This window comes from Erwinia artemisiae, from assembly GCF_051400835.1.
Taxonomy (GTDB): domain Bacteria; phylum Pseudomonadota; class Gammaproteobacteria; order Enterobacterales; family Enterobacteriaceae; genus Erwinia; species Erwinia aeris.
Genome location: NZ_JBLFFM010000005.1, coordinates 103,386 through 123,097, shown reverse-complemented (window position 1 = coordinate 123,097; position 19,712 = coordinate 103,386). Strand labels below are relative to the sequence as shown.

Annotated in this window: 14 protein-coding genes; all 14 read left to right on the top strand. The window is 58.0% G+C overall.

Annotation, left to right across the window (positions count from 1 at the left end):
• The first annotated feature begins 565 nt into the window (after nucleotides 1-565).
• The 14 genes from dppA to bcsD all read left to right on the top strand — a co-directional run bounded on the left by dppA (nucleotide 566) and on the right by bcsD (nucleotide 19,701).
• Complete coding sequence (gene dppA / locus ACMGEE_RS13385; protein ID WP_301730598.1) at nucleotides 566-2,176, top strand: dipeptide ABC transporter periplasmic-binding protein DppA; 1,611 nt, start codon at nucleotides 566-568, stop codon at nucleotides 2,174-2,176.
• A 189-nt stretch (nucleotides 2,177-2,365) separates the two neighbouring features.
• The gene (gene dppB / locus ACMGEE_RS13380; RefSeq protein ID WP_253456545.1) at nucleotides 2,366-3,385 is read left to right on the top strand and encodes a dipeptide ABC transporter permease DppB; all 1,020 of its coding nucleotides are present in this window, start codon (nucleotides 2,366-2,368) and stop codon (nucleotides 3,383-3,385) included.
• 10 nt (nucleotides 3,386-3,395) lie between these two features.
• A complete protein-coding gene (dppC, locus tag ACMGEE_RS13375) occupies nucleotides 3,396-4,298 on the top strand; it encodes a dipeptide ABC transporter permease DppC (RefSeq protein ID WP_253456542.1) in 903 nt (300 codons plus the stop codon).
• 9 nt (nucleotides 4,299-4,307) lie between these two features.
• Nucleotides 4,308-5,297 carry a dipeptide ABC transporter ATP-binding protein gene (dppD, locus tag ACMGEE_RS13370; RefSeq protein ID WP_125289282.1) on the top strand — a complete coding sequence of 330 codons (990 nt, stop codon included), beginning with the start codon at nucleotides 4,308-4,310 and terminating at the stop codon, nucleotides 5,295-5,297.
• On the top strand, nucleotides 5,284-6,309 hold the full coding sequence (gene dppF, locus ACMGEE_RS13365; protein WP_253456536.1) for a dipeptide ABC transporter ATP-binding subunit DppF: 1,026 nt from the start codon (nucleotides 5,284-5,286) through the stop codon (nucleotides 6,307-6,309). The genes dppD and dppF overlap by 14 nt, the downstream gene beginning before the upstream one ends.
• 551 nt (nucleotides 6,310-6,860) lie before the next feature.
• Nucleotides 6,861-7,121 carry a hypothetical protein gene (locus ACMGEE_RS13360; RefSeq protein WP_369895380.1) on the top strand — a complete coding sequence of 87 codons (261 nt, stop codon included), beginning with the start codon at nucleotides 6,861-6,863 and terminating at the stop codon, nucleotides 7,119-7,121.
• Between the two features lie 384 nt (nucleotides 7,122-7,505).
• Nucleotides 7,506-8,348, top strand: coding sequence for an RNase A-like domain-containing protein (locus ACMGEE_RS13355; RefSeq protein WP_253456530.1), 843 nt, complete (start codon nucleotides 7,506-7,508; stop codon nucleotides 8,346-8,348).
• Between the two features lie 3 nt (nucleotides 8,349-8,351).
• Entirely contained in the window at nucleotides 8,352-8,636 is a 285-nt protein-coding gene (locus tag ACMGEE_RS13350) for a contact-dependent growth inhibition system immunity protein (RefSeq protein WP_253456527.1), read from the top strand.
• A 718-nt stretch (nucleotides 8,637-9,354) separates the two neighbouring features.
• Nucleotides 9,355-10,185 carry a cellulose biosynthesis protein BcsO gene (gene bcsO / locus ACMGEE_RS13345; protein WP_436830192.1) on the top strand — a complete coding sequence of 277 codons (831 nt, stop codon included), beginning with the start codon at nucleotides 9,355-9,357 and terminating at the stop codon, nucleotides 10,183-10,185.
• Nucleotides 10,176-10,973, top strand: coding sequence for a cellulose biosynthesis protein BcsQ (bcsQ, locus tag ACMGEE_RS13340; protein WP_253456521.1), 798 nt, complete (start codon nucleotides 10,176-10,178; stop codon nucleotides 10,971-10,973). Before bcsO ends, bcsQ begins: the two co-directional genes overlap by 10 nt.
• A gap of 76 nt (nucleotides 10,974-11,049) precedes the next feature.
• Nucleotides 11,050-13,146 (top strand): UDP-forming cellulose synthase catalytic subunit, encoded by a 2,097-nt coding sequence (gene bcsA / locus ACMGEE_RS13335; protein WP_370734884.1) that lies wholly within the window; start codon nucleotides 11,050-11,052, stop codon nucleotides 13,144-13,146.
• The gene (bcsB, locus tag ACMGEE_RS13330; RefSeq protein WP_436830191.1) at nucleotides 13,143-15,485 is read left to right on the top strand and encodes a cellulose biosynthesis cyclic di-GMP-binding regulatory protein BcsB; all 2,343 of its coding nucleotides are present in this window, start codon (nucleotides 13,143-13,145) and stop codon (nucleotides 15,483-15,485) included. Before bcsA ends, bcsB begins: the two co-directional genes overlap by 4 nt.
• Before the next feature lie 2 nt (nucleotides 15,486-15,487).
• A complete protein-coding gene (locus ACMGEE_RS13325; RefSeq protein WP_436830233.1) occupies nucleotides 15,488-19,237 on the top strand; it encodes a cellulose biosynthesis protein BcsC in 3,750 nt (1,249 codons plus the stop codon).
• Nucleotides 19,237-19,701, top strand: coding sequence for a cellulose biosynthesis protein BcsD (gene bcsD, locus ACMGEE_RS13320; RefSeq protein ID WP_253456512.1), 465 nt, complete (start codon nucleotides 19,237-19,239; stop codon nucleotides 19,699-19,701). Before ACMGEE_RS13325 ends, bcsD begins: the two co-directional genes overlap by 1 nt.
• The last annotated feature ends 11 nt before the right edge of the window (nucleotides 19,702-19,712 follow it).

The following is a 19,712-nucleotide window of genomic DNA, read 5'->3' as shown; positions in this document are numbered from 1 at the left end:
CGTGCTGTGGTGTAAAAATACCCGTCTCGCTTTATGCCCTTACTATCCGTAAAAAAGCCTTTCCCGCCCGCTACCGCCGCGTTAATTCGCGCTGCGCTGTACATGACCAAAAAAACGCGTTATTGGCCGTTTTTTATCCTGCCGTTGCAGAATTTTTGCCTGGAATGGCAGGTATAAGCAAAGCGTATTGTTAAAAAAATGGGATACAGGCGACTATTTTCAAGGGTTTTTTTGCAACGCGTTTCACTGGCTGCTGATTTTCTGGCGCTATTTTAAGCGGCATTAAAAGTTAACGGCGCATTATATGCGCTGGAAAAGGTCGCTTTTGGTTATTTTTTATATTTGTCTGTCGCCTCTCATCCTCTGTGTAAATAGCCAACGGCCGTATTGACGTTTTCTGCAACTGTTGACAAATTGATCGCTCAGAAGAGAAAGGATAAGGATTTGTCTGATGGCATCAGCCTCGCCGCGTCTTCTACCCAAACCTTCTGATACGTACGGGCCACTATAAAAAAATACAGGCCTGACGAACTGCCTAATACAACATCACAACTGGAGCAGAAGCATGCGTAATTCCCTGGCTAAAAACAGGATGCTGAAGGTCGGTTTGAGCCTGGTCGCCCTGACCGTGGCCGCCAGCGTCCAGGCCAAAACCCTCGTTTATTGTTCCGAAGGATCGCCTGAAGGCTTTAACCCACAGCTTTTCACTTCCGGCACCACTTACGATGCCAGCTCCGTACCGATCTATAACCGCCTGGTGGAGTTCAAAGTCGGCACCACCGAGCTACAGCCCGGCCTGGCGGAAAAGTGGGACGTGAGCGAAGACGGCAAAACCTATACTTTCCACCTGCGTAAAGGCGTGAAGTGGCAAACCACTAAAGATTTCAAACCTACGCGTGACTTTAATGCCGACGACGTGGTGTTCTCCTTCGAGCGTCAGCTGGATAAAAACAACAAGTATCATGGCGTTTCCGGCGGCAGCTACGAATACTTTGAAGGCATGGACATGCCGAAGCTCATCAGCAAAATTGAGAAGGTGGACGACCACACGGTACGCTTTGTGCTGACCCGTGCGGAAGCGCCGTTCATGGCCGATCTGGGGATGGATTTCGCGTCTATTCTCTCTGCGGAATATGCCGACAAGATGCTGCAAGCGGGCACGCCGGAAAAAGTCGATTTGAATCCGGTCGGCACCGGCCCGTTCCAGCTGCTGCAATATCAGAAAGATTCCCGCATTCTCTATAAAGCCTTTGACCAGTTCTGGGGCACCAAACCGAAAATCGATCGCCTGGTCTTCTCCATCACGCCGGATGCCTCGGTGCGCTACGCCAAGTTGCAGAAGGGCGAGTGCCAGATCATGCCTTATCCGAATCCGGCCGATCTCGCGCGGATGAAGGAAGACAAGAATATCAACCTGATGCAGATGCCGGGCCTGAACGTCGGCTATCTCTCCTATAACACCGAGAAAAAGCCGCTGGATAACGTCAAGGTTCGCCAGGCGCTGACCATGGCGGTGAACAAGAAAGCGATTATCGACGCGGTTTACCAGGGCGCGGGCCAGGCGGCGAAAAACCTGATCCCGCCGACCATGTGGAGCTACAACGACGCGGTGCAGGATGACGCCTACGATCCGGCCAAAGCCAAAGCACTGCTGAAGGAAGCGGGCATGGCGGACGGCTTCGCTATCGATCTGTGGGCGATGCCGGTACAGCGTCCTTATAACCCGAACGCTCGCCGTATGGCAGAGATGATCCAGGCCGACTGGGCGAAAATTGGCGTGAAGGCCAAAATCGTCACCTACGAGTGGGGCGAATACCTGAAACGCGCGAAAGCTGGCGAGCACCAGACCGTGATGATGGGCTGGACGGGCGACAATGGCGACCCGGATAACTTCTTCGCCACGCTGTTCAGCTGCACCGCGGCGAAGGATGGCTCTAACTACTCTCGCTGGTGCTACAAGCCATTCGAGGATCTGATCCAGCCTGCGCGCGGTGAAGCCGACCACAACAAGCGTATCGAGTACTACAAGCAGGCTCAGGTCATGATGCACGACCAGGCGCCTGCGCTGATTATCGCTCACTCCACCGTGTTTGAGCCGGTCAGCAAAAAAGTCTCCGGCTACGTGGTCGATCCGTTAGGTAAGCATCACTTCGAAAACGTCGATATCCAGGAGTAAAGAGAGCGGCCGGTTCGCCGGCTGCTTTACCCATCCCTGTGGGTCGTGTTCGACGGCCCGTCGCAAGGCTTAAGTCAATCTGGTCAAGGCGCCGTTAACGGCGTCGCGGACGGGCTGCCCGACCGTAAGATGTGAGCAATTATAATCCCCCAGGCTACGGTCTGCGGGAACTTAAAGAGAATCCGGATTATGCTGCAGTTCATACTCCGACGTCTGGGGCTTGTTATCCCGACGTTTATTGGTATCACCCTGTTAACCTTTGCTTTTGTCCATATGATCCCAGGCGATCCGGTACTGATTATGGCGGGCGAGCGCGGCATGTCCGCCGAACGTCACGCCCAGCTGCTGGCGCAGATGGGGCTGGATAAGCCGCTGTGGCAACAGTATGCCTCCTACGTCTGGGGCGTGCTGCACGGCGATCTGGGCATCTCCCTGAAAAGCCGTATTCCTGTCTGGCAGGAGTTCGTGCCGCGCTTTAAGGCGACGCTGGAGCTGGGCATCTGCGCGATGATTTTTGCCGTCGCGGTAGGTATCCCGGTCGGCGTGCTGGCTGCGGTAAAGCGCGGTTCCATTTTCGATCACACCGCCGTCGGCATCTCGCTGACCGGCTACTCCATGCCGATTTTCTGGTGGGGCATGATGCTGATCATGCTGGTTTCAGTGCAGCTCAACCTGACGCCCGTCGCTGGACGTATCGGCGACACGGTGTTTCTGGACGACAGCCAGCCGCTGACCGGTTTTATGCTGATCGATACCCTGTTCTGGGGCGAAGAGGGCGACTTTAAAGACGCCGTGATGCATATGATCCTGCCCGCTATCGTGCTCGGTACTATCCCACTGGCGGTGATTGTGCGTATGACGCGCTCGGCCATGCTGGAAGTGTTGGGTGAGGACTATATCCGCACCGCGCGCGCTAAAGGGCTGACGCGGATGCGCGTGATCGTGGTGCACGCGCTGCGTAACGCGATGCTGCCGGTGGTCACGGTTATCGGTCTCCAGGTTGGCACCATGCTGGCCGGCGCGATCCTGACCGAAACGATTTTCTCCTGGCCCGGCCTGGGCCGCTGGCTGATCGATGCCCTCCAGCGTCGCGACTACCCGGTAGTGCAGGGCGGCGTGCTGATGGTGGCCATCCTGATCATTCTGGTCAACCTGCTGGTTGACGTGCTTTACGGCGTGGTTAACCCGCGCATTCGCCACAAGAAATAGGGGGCTTCGTATGTCTTTAGTCGATCCGGGCAGCGTGCCCGCCGCACCCAAGCCGATGACCCCTTTACAGGAGTTCTGGCACTACTTTAAGCGTAACAAAGGCGCCGTTGTCGGTCTGGCTTACGTGGTCATCGTGTTTTTTATCGCTATTTTCGCCAATTTTATCGCGCCGCATGCGCCGGCCGAGCAGTTCCGCGACGCGCTGCTGCATCCGCCGGTCTGGCAGGAAGGCGGCAGCTGGCACTATATCCTTGGTACCGACGATGTCGGTCGCGACGTGTTGTCGCGTCTGATGTACGGCGCGCGCCTGTCGCTGCTGGTCGGCTGCCTGGTGGTGGTGCTGTCGCTGATCCTGGGCGTGATTTTCGGGCTGATCGCCGGCTACGTCGGCGGCACCACCGACGCCGTCATTATGCGGCTGGTCGATATCATGCTGGCGCTGCCGAGCCTGCTGCTGGCGCTGGTGCTGGTGGCGATTTTCGGGCCGTCGATCGTCAACGCCTCTATCGCGCTGACCTTTGTGGCGCTGCCGCACTATATCCGCCTGACGCGCGCGGCGGTGCTGGTCGAGGTCAGCCGCGACTACGTCACCGCTTCCAACGTGGCGGGCGCGGGCGCTATTCGGCAGATGTTCGTCAATATCCTGCCCAACTGTCTGGCGCCGCTGATCGTGCAGGCTTCGCTGGGCTTCTCCAACGCCATCCTTGATATGGCCGCGCTGGGTTTTCTGGGAATGGGGGCGCAACCGCCGACGCCGGAGTGGGGCACCATGCTCTCCGACGTGTTGCAGTATGCGCAGAGCGCCTGGTGGGTCGTGACCTTCCCGGGGTTGGCGATCCTGCTGACCGTGCTGGCGTTTAACCTGATGGGCGATGGCTTACGCGATGCCCTTGACCCGAAACTCAAGCAGTAAGAGGCAGCGATGGCGTTATTAACTGTAGACAAACTGTCGGTGCATTTCGGCGACGAAAAAGCGCCGTTCCGTGCGGTAGACCGCATCAGCTATCAGGTTGAGCAGGGCCAGGTGGTCGGCATCGTCGGCGAATCCGGCTCCGGCAAATCGGTAAGTTCGCTGGCGATTATGGGGCTGATCGATTTCCCCGGCAAAGTAATGGCCGACAACCTGCTTTTTAACCAGCGCGATCTGAGGCGCATTTCTGAAAAAGAGCGCCGTCAGCTGGTGGGATCGGAAGTGGCGATGATTTTCCAGGATCCGATGACCAGCCTGAACCCCTGCTACACCGTGGGCTACCAGATTATGGAAGCGATCAAGGTGCATCAGGGCGGCAACAAAAGCACGCGTCGTCAGCGGGCTATCGATCTGCTGAACCAGGTCGGCATTCCCGATCCGGCCTCGCGGCTGGACGTGTATCCGCATCAGCTTTCCGGCGGGATGAGCCAGCGCGTGATGATCGCCATGGCTATCGCCTGTCGGCCAAAGCTGCTGATTGCCGATGAGCCGACCACGGCGCTGGACGTGACTATCCAGGCGCAGATCATCGAGCTGCTGCTGGATCTTCAGCGGCAGGAAAACATGGCGCTGATCCTGATCACGCACGATCTGGCGCTGGTAGCCGAAGCGGCCCAGCACATCATCGTGATGTATGCGGGCCAGGTGGTGGAAACCGGTAAGGCGGTCGATATCTTTAAGGCGCCGCGCCATCCGTACACCCAGGCGCTGCTGCGCGCGCTGCCGGAGTTTGCGGCCGACAAGGCGCGGCTGGCCTCGCTGCCGGGCGTGGTGCCGGGCAAGTACGATCGGCCAAACGGCTGTCTGCTGAACCCGCGCTGCCCGTACGCCACCGATCGCTGTCGGATTGAAGAACCTGAACTCCGTGATATTCCGGGACGCCAGTCCAAATGTCATTACCCTCTGGATGATGCCGGGAGACCAACCTATGAAGCCATCTGATTCCACCCTGCTGATGCAGGCGATCGACCTGAAAAAGCACTACCCGGTGAAGAAAGGACTGTTTGGTCAGGAGCGCCTGGTGAAGGCGCTGGACGGCGTCTCGTTTAACCTGGAGCGCGGCAAAACGCTGGCGGTGGTAGGCGAGTCGGGCTGCGGCAAATCGACGCTGGGCCGCCTGCTGACCATGATCGAAACGCCAACGGAAGGGCAGCTGTTTTATCAGGGCCAGGATCTGTTAAAGCATGACCCGGCGGCGCAAAAGCTGCGCCGGCAAAAGATCCAGATTGTGTTTCAGAACCCCTACGGCTCGCTGAACCCGCGCAAAAAGGTCAGTCAGATCCTGGAAGAACCGTTGCTGATTAACACCAGCCTGAGCAAGGCAGAGCGCCGCGAAAAAACGCTGGCGATGATGGCGAAAGTGGGGCTGAAAACGGAGCATTACGATCGCTATCCGCATATGTTTTCCGGCGGTCAGCGTCAGCGTATCGCCATCGCGCGCGGGCTGATGCTCGATCCCGACGTGCTGATCGCCGACGAGCCGGTTTCCGCGCTCGACGTGTCGGTACGCGCGCAGGTGCTGAACCTGATGATGGATTTGCAGCAGGAGCTGGGCCTCTCGTACGTTTTTATTTCGCACGATCTGTCGGTGGTCGAACATATCGCGGACGAGGTGATGGTGATGTATCTGGGACGCTGCGTGGAGCGGGGCAGCAAAGAGGCGATTTTTGCCAATCCGCGCCATCCGTACACCCAGGCGCTGCTTTCCGCCACGCCGCGCCTGAACCCGGACGAGCGCCGCGAGCGTATCAAGCTGACCGGCGAGCTGCCAAGCCCGCTGAATCCGCCGCCGGGCTGCGCGTTTAACGCGCGCTGCCGCCGTCGCTTTGCGCCCTGTCCGCAGATCCAGCCGCAGCTGAAACAGTATGGCGAGCAGCAGATCGCCTGCTTCGCTGTCGATCAGGATGAGGGACAGCCGGTGCCGGGCGGCCAGCAGGCGGTGGCGCAGCCTTAAGCTTACCGACCAAAGGCCGCCAGGGTAAAACTGGCGGCCTTTTATGTTACAGCGGCGCGGCTTTTCGGTGCCGTCTGCTTCCGGACGTTGTCTCAGAAAACGGCTGCGTTTTCTGCCACTGGCTTTCATTTTTATGGGCTACTTCTCAATAAATTAAAAGAAAGAAGGTATATTTTTGACACCAAATATCCTGAAGTTGAAAAGTACGGACATATAGCACTTGTCGGGCTGCGTTATAATTATAAAGGCAAAGAAATTAAGCACGCCGATAGTTGGAAAGACCGGAAAAAAGCATCAGGAAATCACAATGGCCAAATGAATTTATAAACAAATTACCGGTGAATTGTATCTCGATGGAAAATTAATCGAAAGAGGTTATTCCGGCATACTGACAAACAAAAATAACCCTGATCGGGAGCAGGTTCGCGGTATGGGGCCAATCCCGCGAGGAACGTGGAAAATCGGCAGTGCCGGAACGAGCAAAGCCCCGCTAATCATTACCCTGTATACCCGGCAGCAAATGTGCCGCACGTGGTCATTATGCTGAAGAGATGCTCTTATCTGCTATAACTAAAGAAGGCGTTAAAGGTATTGAACGGGATAAAAAAACGGTCGAAGTGCTTAACATCTCTCCCGTTTTCGAGGCTCTGGCACGTCAGTTTTCTCGAAAAGACGCGAAAAATGGTAATAGTCTCTCGCTCAAAGATTACTACGGTATTTACCACGAAAATGGTGTCATGAATTTAACGGTGAAATACACCTCGTCAATGCTAAAGGTGCAAAAAATGCCTATATTTCCTCCAGCTTGTTAAATAATGACGGATGTTACGTCCGATTTAATGGGTATTTAATATTCTCCCGTGGATTTTTAATGTCATTGTATCTGACAAGGTGTCTACAGGCCGCTGTTGAGCTGCGGCCATAGCTTTACGGTAAATAGCTTCTGTTAGTGAATAAGCTACAATTAGAACGTTTCTTACATCAGCATAGGATTGGACTAAAATATTGGAAAACGTCTGGTGATATGTCGATATTTATAATTTATCAACAGCGGATTTACCAGAAGAAATAATATATCAGGGTTATGCAAAAGCGGGCTTTTTTCTTAAAAGATAAAATCAGTGGCGGGATTAGCTTTCTCACTGTTGCTCAGAGCCTTACTATTTGCTCTGCAAATTATCGGACAAGGAAACGTTATGGAAAACGGTTTCAGTATTGCGATGACGCCGGTTCAGCTTGCCGCAGTAATGGAAGATGAAACGGCAACGGGTGACTCAATCAGTAACCGCATCTGGGGCGGAGTGGGCTTTCTCGGAAGTATTCTTGAACTGGCGAGCGCGACAGCCCTCTGTTTGGTGCCAGAGCCAACCGGTTTAACTAAAGCAGGCTGCATCATTGTTGGCGCACATAGCCTCGATGGTATTAGTTCATCAGCCTACCAGATCTATACCGGCAAACAGACCGCATCAATGACCGCTCGCGTTACGGCGGGTATTGCCAGTGAACTCGGAGCTTCAAATGAAACGGCTAAGCAGATTGGTATAGCTGTTGATATGGTGATACCGTTTGCTGTGGCAGGATCTGCGCGCGTAGCCTCGGTCAAAATGGGGCAGATCCGGTTGATGGAACACGAAGCGCAAAAGGGACTAAAAGGAGGTGGACACACTATTAAGAAACATGTTGGCAAAACAGAGTCGGATATGAGGGATAAAATTCAGCGCGGTCTGCAATCAGGCACGCTTTCCCCTGTTACTGGCAGTGTGAGTTCGTTTTATGATTTGAAAACGGCTGAAAAGGCATTAAGTAAAGCGATTAAAGCTAACCGGGGAAGGATCAGAGCGTGGGCCAGAAGTACTCCTGCTGACCGAAAGGATTTATACCTCGAACTGCGATATGCGCACAGTAGCTCGGTTGGTACTGTTATTAAAGTACAAACGGGAAAGTTAGCTGAAACAAATAAATTCGAATTGGTCATTTATAAAGAGCAATATAATAATCGCCCTTACTATATTCTGACTGCTTACCCAATCCTGGATTAATTTATGAAAAGATACGAATCGATTCGTCTCTTCTTCCGGATTTTTTTTAATCCGGATTGGGGGGACACCAGCCAAGAAATCGTGAACTCCTATGTTGATCATCTGGATGGGGCTGATGATAATCTCGCTGAGGAAATTGACGATTTTTTAGAGCGCTATCCGGACAATAAATCAGCCAACCCGGCTCTGGAAGAAATATGTGGGACAAGTATGGCTTTTTTGCGCCCTTCGCCCGTAGAATTTTTGAGATGGCTTTCAGCCTCCCTGAAGCAAAAACGTGACGGGTAGAGATGCGGCCCGCCGTCTGGCGGGCACTATCATGACCAGACTCCTCACAGACACCGCGCATTAGCGTGGCTTGCTTCACAGCCACCATCATCTTACGCAAAACGGTTTCCGGTTCTGCTGATTGAGTTAACTCCAGCTCATCGTGCCGCAGCGTGCAGACTCCTTACAACGGCGTTGGATTGCGTCTGTCCCTTACTCTACCGTTGCTACGGCCTGGCAAACTTCTGACATAGTAGCCCCGTATGAATCAATCAGGTTTTTTCCACTTGCCGTTCGCCTGGTGCCCTGTGCAAACGATTAGCAAAAACGAGCGATGGTGGCAGATTTGACTTAGCGTAAGTATTTTATCGCCACTGACAGATAAAGGCCTGTGAGCACGTAATAACGTCAAACGTCAGAGGCAATAAAGTGCTTTATGTCAAATTAACCGCCGTCTGACGAATGTTTGGCTTACGCGCCGCGTAAAAAGCGGCGCGCTTTATGCCGTCTCTGTCCGCGATTAAAGCAGCATGCCATTGACTTAATGTAAGACAATTATTTAATTAAGCCAAATAATAACTGACCTGATTGATAGCCTGCGTAATTATTATTGCGCCGCAAGCGGTTAATATAATTACAGGCCAACAGCTTTTTTTATCAGCGGTAAGAATAATCTGATGTAGTTAAAAATTGTATGATATATTGCCGCCAGTTTTCTTATTATCCCGCGATCGTTCCCATGAAAAGCTATGACGACCTGCAGCGTTTTAAAGAAAAAACGCTAACAAACCATATCGAATTCAAAGATATGTCTGAACAGACACGGAATGCCGACCAGACCAACTGGGCCATCATCAGGCAGCTGATGAACGAGGGTGCAGAGCCAGCGCTGGGGAACGGTCAGCGTACGGATGTTGCCGCACCGCAGCCTGCCGCCGCCGATCTCTTTAACCAGCCCGCGCCGGTGAAAATCCCGGCGCAAGCTTCAGCGCCGCTTTCCTCCCGCGTGGCCGCGTTTGTGGCGGCTAAACCGGCGGCGCAGAGTGGATCGCTGCTGGAGAGCATTTCCGCTTCGCTGAAGCCTGCGGCCCAGCCTGGGTTGGCTTCGCTACCGGAAGCCGCTCGCGTGCAGGAAACGGCTTCGCTGTCGGCAATCGCTTATCCGCAGGGATCTGCTTCGCCGTCGGAAACTGTCGGCACGCAAATAACAGCTTCGCTGCCGGAAGCCGCTCGCGTGCAGGAAACGGCTTCGCTGGCGGAAGCGGTTCGTCCGCAGGGATCCGCTTTGCCGTCGGAAACTATCGGCGCGCGGATGCCGGAAACCGTTCGCGCATCGTCGCCGATAGCCCCATGTCTGCCAGGCGCTTCGCTGCTGGATGCGGTGCGCGCCCAGCCTGTGCCGTCAGACATCGCCCGCCCGGCGTCCTCGTCCGTCCCGCCAGAAGCCGGTCAGGCAGCGCGTTTTAAGCCGCTGTTCAGCGTTTCCGGCGTCCGCGCGGCGGAAGAAAAAGCCTTACCGAAAGAGACTCTGCTACAACCCCTGCTGGAGAAAATCGCCCTATGCCGTTAGTTTGTGTTTGTTCTCCAAAGGGCGGCGTAGGGAAAACCACCCTGGCCGCCAACCTGGCCTATACGCTGGCACGCGGCGGCAGCAAGGTGCTGGCGATCGATTTCGACGTGCAGAACGCCCTGCGCCTGCACTTTGGCGTGCCGCTCTCCGACGGGCGCGGTTTCGTGGCCAGGTCGGCGGAATCGCCGGACTGGAGCCAGGCGATCCTGACCACCGGTGGCAATATTTTCGTGCTGCCGTACGGCGACGTGTCGGAAGCGCAGCGCATTGAATTTGAAAGCAATCTGGCCAACGATGCCCACTTTCTCGCCCGTGGACTGCAAACGGTGCTCAACTATCCCGGCCTGATTATCGTGGCGGATTTTCCGCCCGGCCCCGGCCCAGCCCTGAAGGCGATGACCGATCTGGCCGATTTACACCTGGTGGTGATGCTGGCGGATACCGCTTCGCTGTCGCTGCTGCCGCAAATCGAAAACGAAAAGATGATCGGCGGCGCGCTTAATCACAAAGCCGGCCATTTCTTCGTGCTTAACCAGAGCGACAGCCGCCGCAATATCAGCCGCGACGTGACGGCCTTTATGCAGCAGCGGCTGGGCGACAGGCTGCTTGGCGTGGTTAACCGCGACGAAAGCGTGGCGGAAGCGAACGCGTCACAGCAGTCGATATTCGATTTCAGCCAGGTTTCCGCAGCCGCTTTCGATATTGAGCTGGTCGGCAAAAGGGTTGCCGCGCTGCTGGATATTAAAGTCGGCGACGGCGAGCTGCAGGCGCCGCTGACCTCGCGCTAAACCGCCCGTAAAGATAGCTTCCATGCCGGGGCGCTGCTGCGCTCCGCAAGTTCTCGTTTTGTTTTCAGGATGACTTATGAAAAAAGTCCTGTATTACCTGCAGCTGCTGATATTATTTCCGCTGGCCGCAGTGATTGTTATCACGCCGATGGACAGCCAGAAACAATATATTTTCGGCCTGATCGCCATCGCCCTTCTTTTCGTGCTGGGCCTCAGCAAAAGCCGTAAAATTACCATGGTAATGGTGTTTCTTTCGGCCTTGATGTCAACGCGATATATATACTGGCGCGCGACGGAGACCCTGGCTTTTAATTCCGAAATCGAAGCTATATTGGGCGTCGGCTTATTTATTGCCGAGGTATATGTCTGGGTAATTTTGCTTTTAGGCTATCTGCAAACGTCATGGCCGTTAAAAAGAACCATCGAGCCGATGCCGGATGATATCAGCCTGTGGCCGACCGTCGATATTTACGTGCCGAGCTATAACGAAAGCCTGGACGTGGTGCGTGATACCGTGCTGGCCGCGCAGTGCATCGATTACCCTCGCGACAAGCTCAAAATTTATCTGCTGGACGACGGCAAGCGCAGCGAGTTCGCGGTATTCGCCGCCGATGTCGGCGTGGGCTACATCACGCGCGACGACAACCGCCACGCCAAGGCAGGCAACCTGAATCACGCGATGACCATCACCAAAGGCGAGTTGATTACCGTTTTTGACTGCGACCACGTGGCGACCCGAACGTTCCTGCAGGCCACCGTCGCGCCTTTCCTGAAAGATCCCCAGCTGGCGCTGCTGCAAACGCCGCACTATTTCTATTCGCCGGATCCCTTCGAGCGTAACCTGAAGGCCGCGCGTGAAATCCCGAACGAAGGCGCGCTGTTCTATGGCCCGGTTCAGCAGGGCAACGATAACTGGAACGCGACCTTCTTTTGCGGCTCCTGTGCGGTTATCCGCCGCAGCGCGCTGGAAGAGATTGGCGGCTTCGCCACCGAAACCGTGACCGAAGATGCGCATACCGCCCTGAAAATGCAGCGGCGCGGCTGGAAATCCGCTTTCCTGGCGCTGCCGCTGGCCGCCGGTCTGGCGACCGAACGTCTGGGCCTGCATATTATTCAGCGTACCCGCTGGGCGCGCGGCATGACGCAGATTTTCCGCGTCGATAATCCGCTGCTGGGGCGCGGTCTGAAGTGGCAGCAGCGTCTGTGCTACCTGAACGCCATGCTGCACTTCCAGTTTGGCCTGCCGCGCGTGATCTTTCTGACCGCGCCGCTGGCTTACCTGCTGTTTGACCTGAATATTATTCACTCTTCCGCCAGCCTGATTTTCGCCTACGTGCTGCCGCATCTGGTGATGTCGCTGTACGTCAACTCCAGGATGAACGGGCGTTTCCGCGCCACCTTCTGGGGCGAGATCTACGAAACGGTGATGGCTTTCCATCTGGTTATCCCCACGCTGCTGACCATGATTTCGCCGAAGCACGGCAAATTCAACGTCACCGACAAAGGCGGCCTGCTGAATACCGGCTTTTTCGACTTTAACATCGTGCGTCCGCACGTGATCTGCGCCGCCCTGCTGCTGGCGGGCGTGGTCAGCGGCGTCGTGCGCGCCGCAGCGCATAACTATTTTGGCGTCGATCCTTACGTTATCGCGCTTAACGTCGGCTGGGCGCTGTTCAGCCTGATTATTCTGATGGCCGCGATTGCCGTGGCGCGTGAAACCAAACAGACGCGCAAAACCATTCGTATCGACGTCGATATTCCGGTGATCATGCACTACGCCAGCGGCATTTCGTCGCGCTCCACCACGGTGAACCTTTCTATGGGCGGCGTGCAGGTTACGGCACCGGACAGTCGTCATGAAACGGACGATATTGAGGCGATCGATTTGATGCTGCACTCTGGCGCGATCTCGCTTCCTGTCAGCACAATTGGCGCCGATGACGGCGTGATCCGTCTGCAATTTGCCGAAATTCCGCTGTCGCGCCGTCGTGAACTGGTGCGCGTGGTGCTCGCCCGCGCCGATGCGTGGATCAAGCCGGAAGGGCCGAAGGACAAGCCGCTGCGCTCGCTGTTGACCATCGTCCGCACTGTCTTTGAACTGTTCTGGCTCACCTGGAAAGACCGACGCGCCAAACGTCAGGCACTCAAGGCCAATGAGGATAGCGCGGCATGAAAAAGCTTTTAGCCATCCTTTGTCTTGGCGCCATGACGCTGGGACAGGCGTATGCCGCCGACAGCGTGACGCAGGACAGCAGCGCGCTGTCGCAGATCCCGCCGCCGGCTGGAACCGGAGCGGCAGAAGACCTGCCGCCGCTGCCGCCCATCGCCGATAACGCCGCGCCGGTGGCGTTGCTGAACCAGCCGCTGACCAGCACCATCTCCGTGGCGCAGATGGGCCAGGCCAACGGCATTCTGCTGACCGGCAGCCAGCTGCAGTCCGGCATCGTCTTTACGCTGCCCGCTGATGAGGTGATCACCAATGCGCGGCTGAACCTGTCGCTCAAGGTCTCCAAAGCGCTGGCGGCGCGCAACGCTTCCATGCAGCTGATGCTGAACGGCCAGCCGCTGGGCACGCTGCCGCTGAGCGCTTCCGACAGCGCCAGCGAAGAGTATCAGCTGGATATTCCGGCCGCGATGGTGGTGTCCAGCAACAACCTGAGCTTTAAGATCAACGACGCGGATCGGCTGCTGTGCGAGCGCGATAACGATCGCTATCAGGTGACTATTCTGCCTGCCACCACGCTGGCGCTTGAAGGACAGCAGCTGAATATCGGCAATAAACTGCGTAATTTCCCGCGCCCGTTTATTGATGCGCAGCGCATGACGCCCGCCAGCATCGCGATGGTGTTTGGCGCGGCCGTCACGCCGGGCAAAGTCAGCGCGGCGGCGACCGTCTCCTCCTGGCTGGGGATCCAGACCGACTATCGCGGTGTCAACTTCCCGGTATTGCGTAACGATATGCCGGAGAAAAACGGCATTGTCTTCGCGAAGCCAGGCGAAACCATCGCAGGCTTAACCGTGCCGCAGGTGAACGGGCCGACGTTGCAGATGGTCGATAACCCGATTAACCCGGTTTACAAGCTGATGCTGGTGATCGGCAATAATGATGACGATCTGCGTCAGGCCGCGTGGCGACTGACCCAGCCGCTGAGCGTCGACAGCGACTCGCTGGCGGTCGGCCGCCAGGCTATTCCCGCGAGCAAGGCCTATGACGCGCCGCGCTGGATCAACACCGATCGGCCGGTGCGCCTGAGGGAGCTGTTGCGCAAGGATCAAAGCCTGACCACTACCGGCATCTGGCACGATGCCCTGAAGGTAAACTTCCGCGCCGCGCCTGATTTATTTCTGTGGGATGGCGAAACGGTGCCGGTGCAGCTGAACTATCGTTTCCCGTCGGAAAGCTGGATTGATGAAGATAACTCCTTCCTCAACGTCAGTCTGAACGGCACCTTCCTGCGCAATCTGACCGTAAATAAAGTCGGGCTGCTGGAAAACATCTGGCACCGGCTGGGCGGCGACGCGCGTCAGGAGAAATACACCCTGAAGTTCGATCCTTATCTGATTTACGGCGACAACCAGCTCCAGCTCTATTTCAACATCAAGCCGAAGGCCAGCGCGCCGTGCAGCGTACTGACCAATAACAACATCAAAAGCCGCATCGAGGATGACGCCTGGATCGATTTGAGCCATACGCGCCACTTCACTCTGCTGCCGAATCTTTCTTATTTTGTCGGCGCCGCTTTTCCGTTTACGCGCTTTGCTGACTATTCGCAAACCGTGCTGCTGCTGCCTGCCTCGCCCAGCGATGCGGAGATCGGCGCGCTGCTGGATATGGCGGGACGTGCCGGTAGCGCTACCGGCGTGGCGCTGAGCGGCAACCGCGTGCTGTTCGGCGTGCCCGCCGGCAAGCCTGACTGGCTGCGCAACAGCGACGTGCTGGCGTTCTCCACGCTGGCGCAAAGCGACTTCAACCAGGCGCTGCTGCGGCATTCGCCGTTTGAAGTAAACGGCCACACCCTGGGCGTGAAAGAGCCGACGCTGCTGGATAACCTGCGCGGCTGGCTGGCCGGCGACTGGAGTCGCCAGGCGGTGGATGCGGATCGCTATTTCTCTTCTAACGAAGACTGGCGCGGTTTTATCAGCTATCGCTCGCCGTGGAGCCCTTCACACGTGGTGGTGGCGACCGTAGCGACCGACGATGCGCAGCTGGCGAGCCTGCATAATGACCTGAAATTGCAGCGCATTAACGCCGGGATCCGGGGCGATACCGCGATAATCACCGGCGAAAACGGCATCCGCAGTTTCCGCGTCGGCGCGCAGTTCCCGAGCGGGGAAATGCCGTGGTACATGATGGTGGTGTGGTATGCCAGCCAGCACGCGGTCGTGCTGGCGCTGATAGCGCTGCTGCTCTCCACCATAGTGGGATTGAGCACCTTTATTTTGCTGAAGCGGCACGCCTGGAAACGGCTGAATCCGCAGCACGAGCGGCAGACGCCGGGCGAGAAAAAATGACTATGACGATCAAAACGCTTATCGCGCTGGGCCTGCCGTGCATTACGCTGGCGGCGGGCGCGGCTTCCACCGGCGCTAATCCGGCCCTGCAGGCGCTGTTCGACCAGGCTAACTACTGGCATCAGAAGGCGCATGACGAGCTGGCGCGTGACGCGCTGAATAAGGTGCTGATGGTGGACGGCAATAACGTCCAGGCTCTGTATCTGATGGCGCTGTGGGCACAGCAGAGCGGCGATAAAACAACGGCGTCCGCCTTCCGCGAGCGGCTCAGCAAAGCGTCGCCAGAGGATACACGGCTGAGCGAGCTGGATAACGCCCGTCAGCTTCAGTCCATCCCTGCGGCGCAGCTGGCGCTGGCGCGTCAGCAGGCCCGCAGCGGCAATATCGCCGCCTCGCTGCAAACCTGGCGCAACACCTTCAGCGGCAACGAGCCGCCGGCCAGCGTGGCCGCCGAATACTATCTGACGATGGCGGGCGACCGCACGCTGCTGCCGCAGGCGGTTGACGCGCTGCGCCAGTTCGCCGCTGCCCATCCGCAGGATACCGGTGCCAGGCTGGCGCTGGGCAAGGCGCTGACCTACGACGCCGCCACCCGACGCGAAGGCATGGAGACGTTAAGCGGCATGGCAGAGGGCAATGACGATGCCGATCGCTCGCTGCGCCAGGCGATGCTGTGGCTGGCCGCGAAGCCGGAAGACGCGCCGCTCTACCAGGCGTGGCAGCAGCGCCATCCGCAGGACAGCGCGGTAATGGACTATTTCCGTAAAAACGCGGGCGGTGCGGAAAAAGGCGAAGGCTTTACCGCGCTGAACAGCGGCGACGTATCCGGCGCGCAGAACGCCTTCGATCATGTCTTGCAGGCCAATCCCGAAGACGCCGACGCGCTGGCGGGGCTGGGCTATGTGGCGCAGCGCAGCGGCAACTATGCGGCGGCTGCCGACTACCTTGAGCGCGCGGCGAAGCAGGGCGGCGATAACGGCCAGCAGCGCCAGCAGCAGGCTGCCGATGCCCGTTTCTACGGCCAGCTGGCCGCCGCGCAGCAGGCGCTGAAGACGGGCGACGTCGCGCAGGCGCTGAGCCTGAGCGAGCCGCTGAGCCAGGCGGAAGGCGAAAAAGGCATGGCGGCGAAGCTGTTCCGCGCGGACGTGCAGCGCCGCAACAATCAGTTGGACGCCGCCGAACAAACCTATCGCGCCATTCTGCAAAGCGATGCGGATAACCGTCCGGCGAAGGAAGGCCTGTTTTACGTGCTGCGCCAGCAGAACCGGGGCAGCGAGGCCAACGCGCTGCTCGCCGCGCTGCCGGAAAGCGTGCGGGCCAGCGTCGCGCCGCGTCCCGGTGTTACCAGCGATCCGCTGCGCCGCGAAGCCAAACAGGCGGCGCAGTCCGGCCATCCTCAGCGGGCTATTGCGCTGCTGTCCGCCGGGATGCAGCGTTTTCCGAACGATGCCTGGCTGCGGCTTGACCTGGCTCGCCTTTATCAGCAGCAGGGCGACACCGCGCAGGCGGCTGGCGTGATGCAGCCCGCTTTCCGCGCCAGCGCCGGCAGCAGTGAAATCTATGCCGCCGCGCTGTTCGCCAGCGAAAGCGGTGCCTGGCAGCAGGCGCAGTCGCTGCTGGCGCGCGTTCATCAGCAGAACGGCGACATGCGTGAACTTTCTCGCCGCGTGAACTTCAATCTGCAAATGGCGGTCGCGCAGCAGTATCTGGCGCAGGGATCGACGGCCGCCGCGGCCAACACGCTGCGGGCGCTGACGGTGAATCCGCCAACCAACCCGGCGGATGCGGGCAGCCTGGCGAAAGGGCTGGCCGACGCGGGCGATCTCAATGCGGCCGTCGCCGTGGTGCGCGGCAATATGCAGCGCGGCGTGCAGGGCAACGCGGGCGATTACGCGCTTCAGGTCGCGGTGCTGAACCAGGCCGGACTGAGCGGCGAAGCGCAAAGCTTCCTGAGCAGCCCGACGCTTCAGGCTAACAGTACGCCAGACCAGCTGGCCGGTATCCAGAACGGCTATCTGATCAACGAAGCCGACCGTCTGCGCACTCAGGGCAAATATGCGGCGGCCTACGACAAGCTGATCGGCGCGCTGCAGCGCGATCCGCAGAACAGCGATCTGATGTTTGCGATGGGCCGCCTTTATCAGTCCGGCAAAATGAACAAAGAAGCGGGCGTGGTTTATGACTACCTGATGACCCGCGACACGCCAATGCAGGATGCGCGCGTGGGCGCTATCGACGTGGCGCTGGCGACGCACGACCTGGCGAAAGCCAAAGCGCTGATGGCGGGATTACAGGGCGAACAGACGCCGGAGCGCCTGCTGTTGATGGCGCGCGTGGCCGAAGCCGACGGTGACCACCAGCAGGCGCTGGCTTATCTGCGCAGCGCGCGCGGCGGGATGATTGGTTTGCAGGGCGGCCCGACGCCGGTGATTGGTGGCATGGCGCTGGCGGATAACCCGTTTGTGGATCGCACCACGCTGATAGCGCGCAAATCGCCTTCCGCCTACGGCGGCGTAATGCCGTGGCAGCAGGCGCCGACGGGTAATGGCGCCGACACCGAAGCAGCCTCGCAGCAGGCGCGAACGCTGCACCAGATCGATACCATGATAGACGGCTTACAGGAACGTACCGGCAGCTGGGCGCAGGGCGGTGTGCAGGTCAGAGGACGCGACGGCGAAACGGGCCTGAGCAAGCTGACCGAGGCTAAAGCGCCGCTGAGCTGGTCAAGCGTGCCTTACGGCGATACGCGCTTCAACTTTACGCTGACGCCGGTGACGCTGAACGCGGGCAGCGCGTCGGGCACGTCGCTCGCTCGCGTCGGCACCCAGGCGCTGGAGCAGGGCCGCATCGCCCAGGCGAATAACAGCGCGCCTTCGGCCGTGCTGCTCAACTCGCCAGGATCGCAGACCGCCTCCGGCGTAGAGGTCAACCTGGGCCTGACCAACGACAACTTTAAGATCGACCTGGGATCGACGCCGCTGGGTCAGGATCTCAGCACGCTGGTGGGTGGCATCCAGTGGTCGCCGAAGCTCACCGACTATCTGACGCTGATCCTGACCGGCGAACGGCGCGCCGTCACCGACAGCCTGCTCTCTTATGTCGGCACCGAAGACAAGCTGAGCGGTAAAAAATGGGGCGCCGTCACCAAAAACGGCGGCAACGCGCTGCTGAGCTATGACAACGGCGACGCCGGTTTTTATGTTGGCGCAGGCGGCTACAGCTATATCGGTGAGAACGTTGCCAGCAACCAGAGCCTGAACGGCACGGCCGGCGCCTACGTGCGTCCTTATCACGACGGTAACAGCGAGCTGAAAACCGGCATCAGCATGAGCTGGATGGATTTCTCAAAGAACCTCAGCTACTACAGCTACGGCCAGGGTGGCTACTTCAGCCCGCAGGATTTCGTAGCCGTGTCGTTCCCGGTGGACTGGAGCAAAAACTACGACGATCTGAAGGTGAAAGTGGGCGGTTCCGTGGGCTATCAGTCTTACTCCCAGGATCGCAGCGCCTACTTCCCGACCGATCCGGGCAAACAGGCAGAGCTGCAAAGCTACTATGACGCCGGTTACGCCACCGAGGCTTACTACGCGGGCGGCAGTAAAAACGGCATTGGCTATAATCTTCATGCGGGCGCGGATTATAAGGTCAGCAAGGACGTCACCGTTGGCGGTCAGCTGGGTTACGACACCTTTGGTGACTACAACGAGAGCACGGCTCAACTTTACTTCCGTTACAGGCTCGGAGACAAATAATGAGTGAATTTCAGGAACGTACCCTGAACTACTACCGCCAGCAGCAGTATCAGCCCGGCTGGTTCGATCTGCTAAGCCTGATGATTAACGGCATGCTGAACAACGCGGGCGAGCAGGAAAGCCACGCGTTTTTACGGCAGATGGGCGACAGCCTGGCCGGTCGTTATCCGCTGGGCGCGGCGCGCACCGTTGGCGAGCTGGAACAGCAGATCAATCTGGCGCTGGCGCGCTTTAACTGGGGTTTTGTCGACGTGCAGCCGCATGAAACCGCGATGCTGATCCACCATATGGCCCTGCCGTCGGCAGGCGGTCAGATGGATGACCGACAGTGGCGGCAGGCGCTGGGCGCGGTGCTGAGCGGCCTCTACGCCCGCTGGCTGGGCGAGCAGGGCGGCAGCCCGACCGTTTCGCTGACCTGCCTCGATACCGGCAGCACGACTGCTACTTTTCGCTATCAGCTGTAAGGAATCTATCC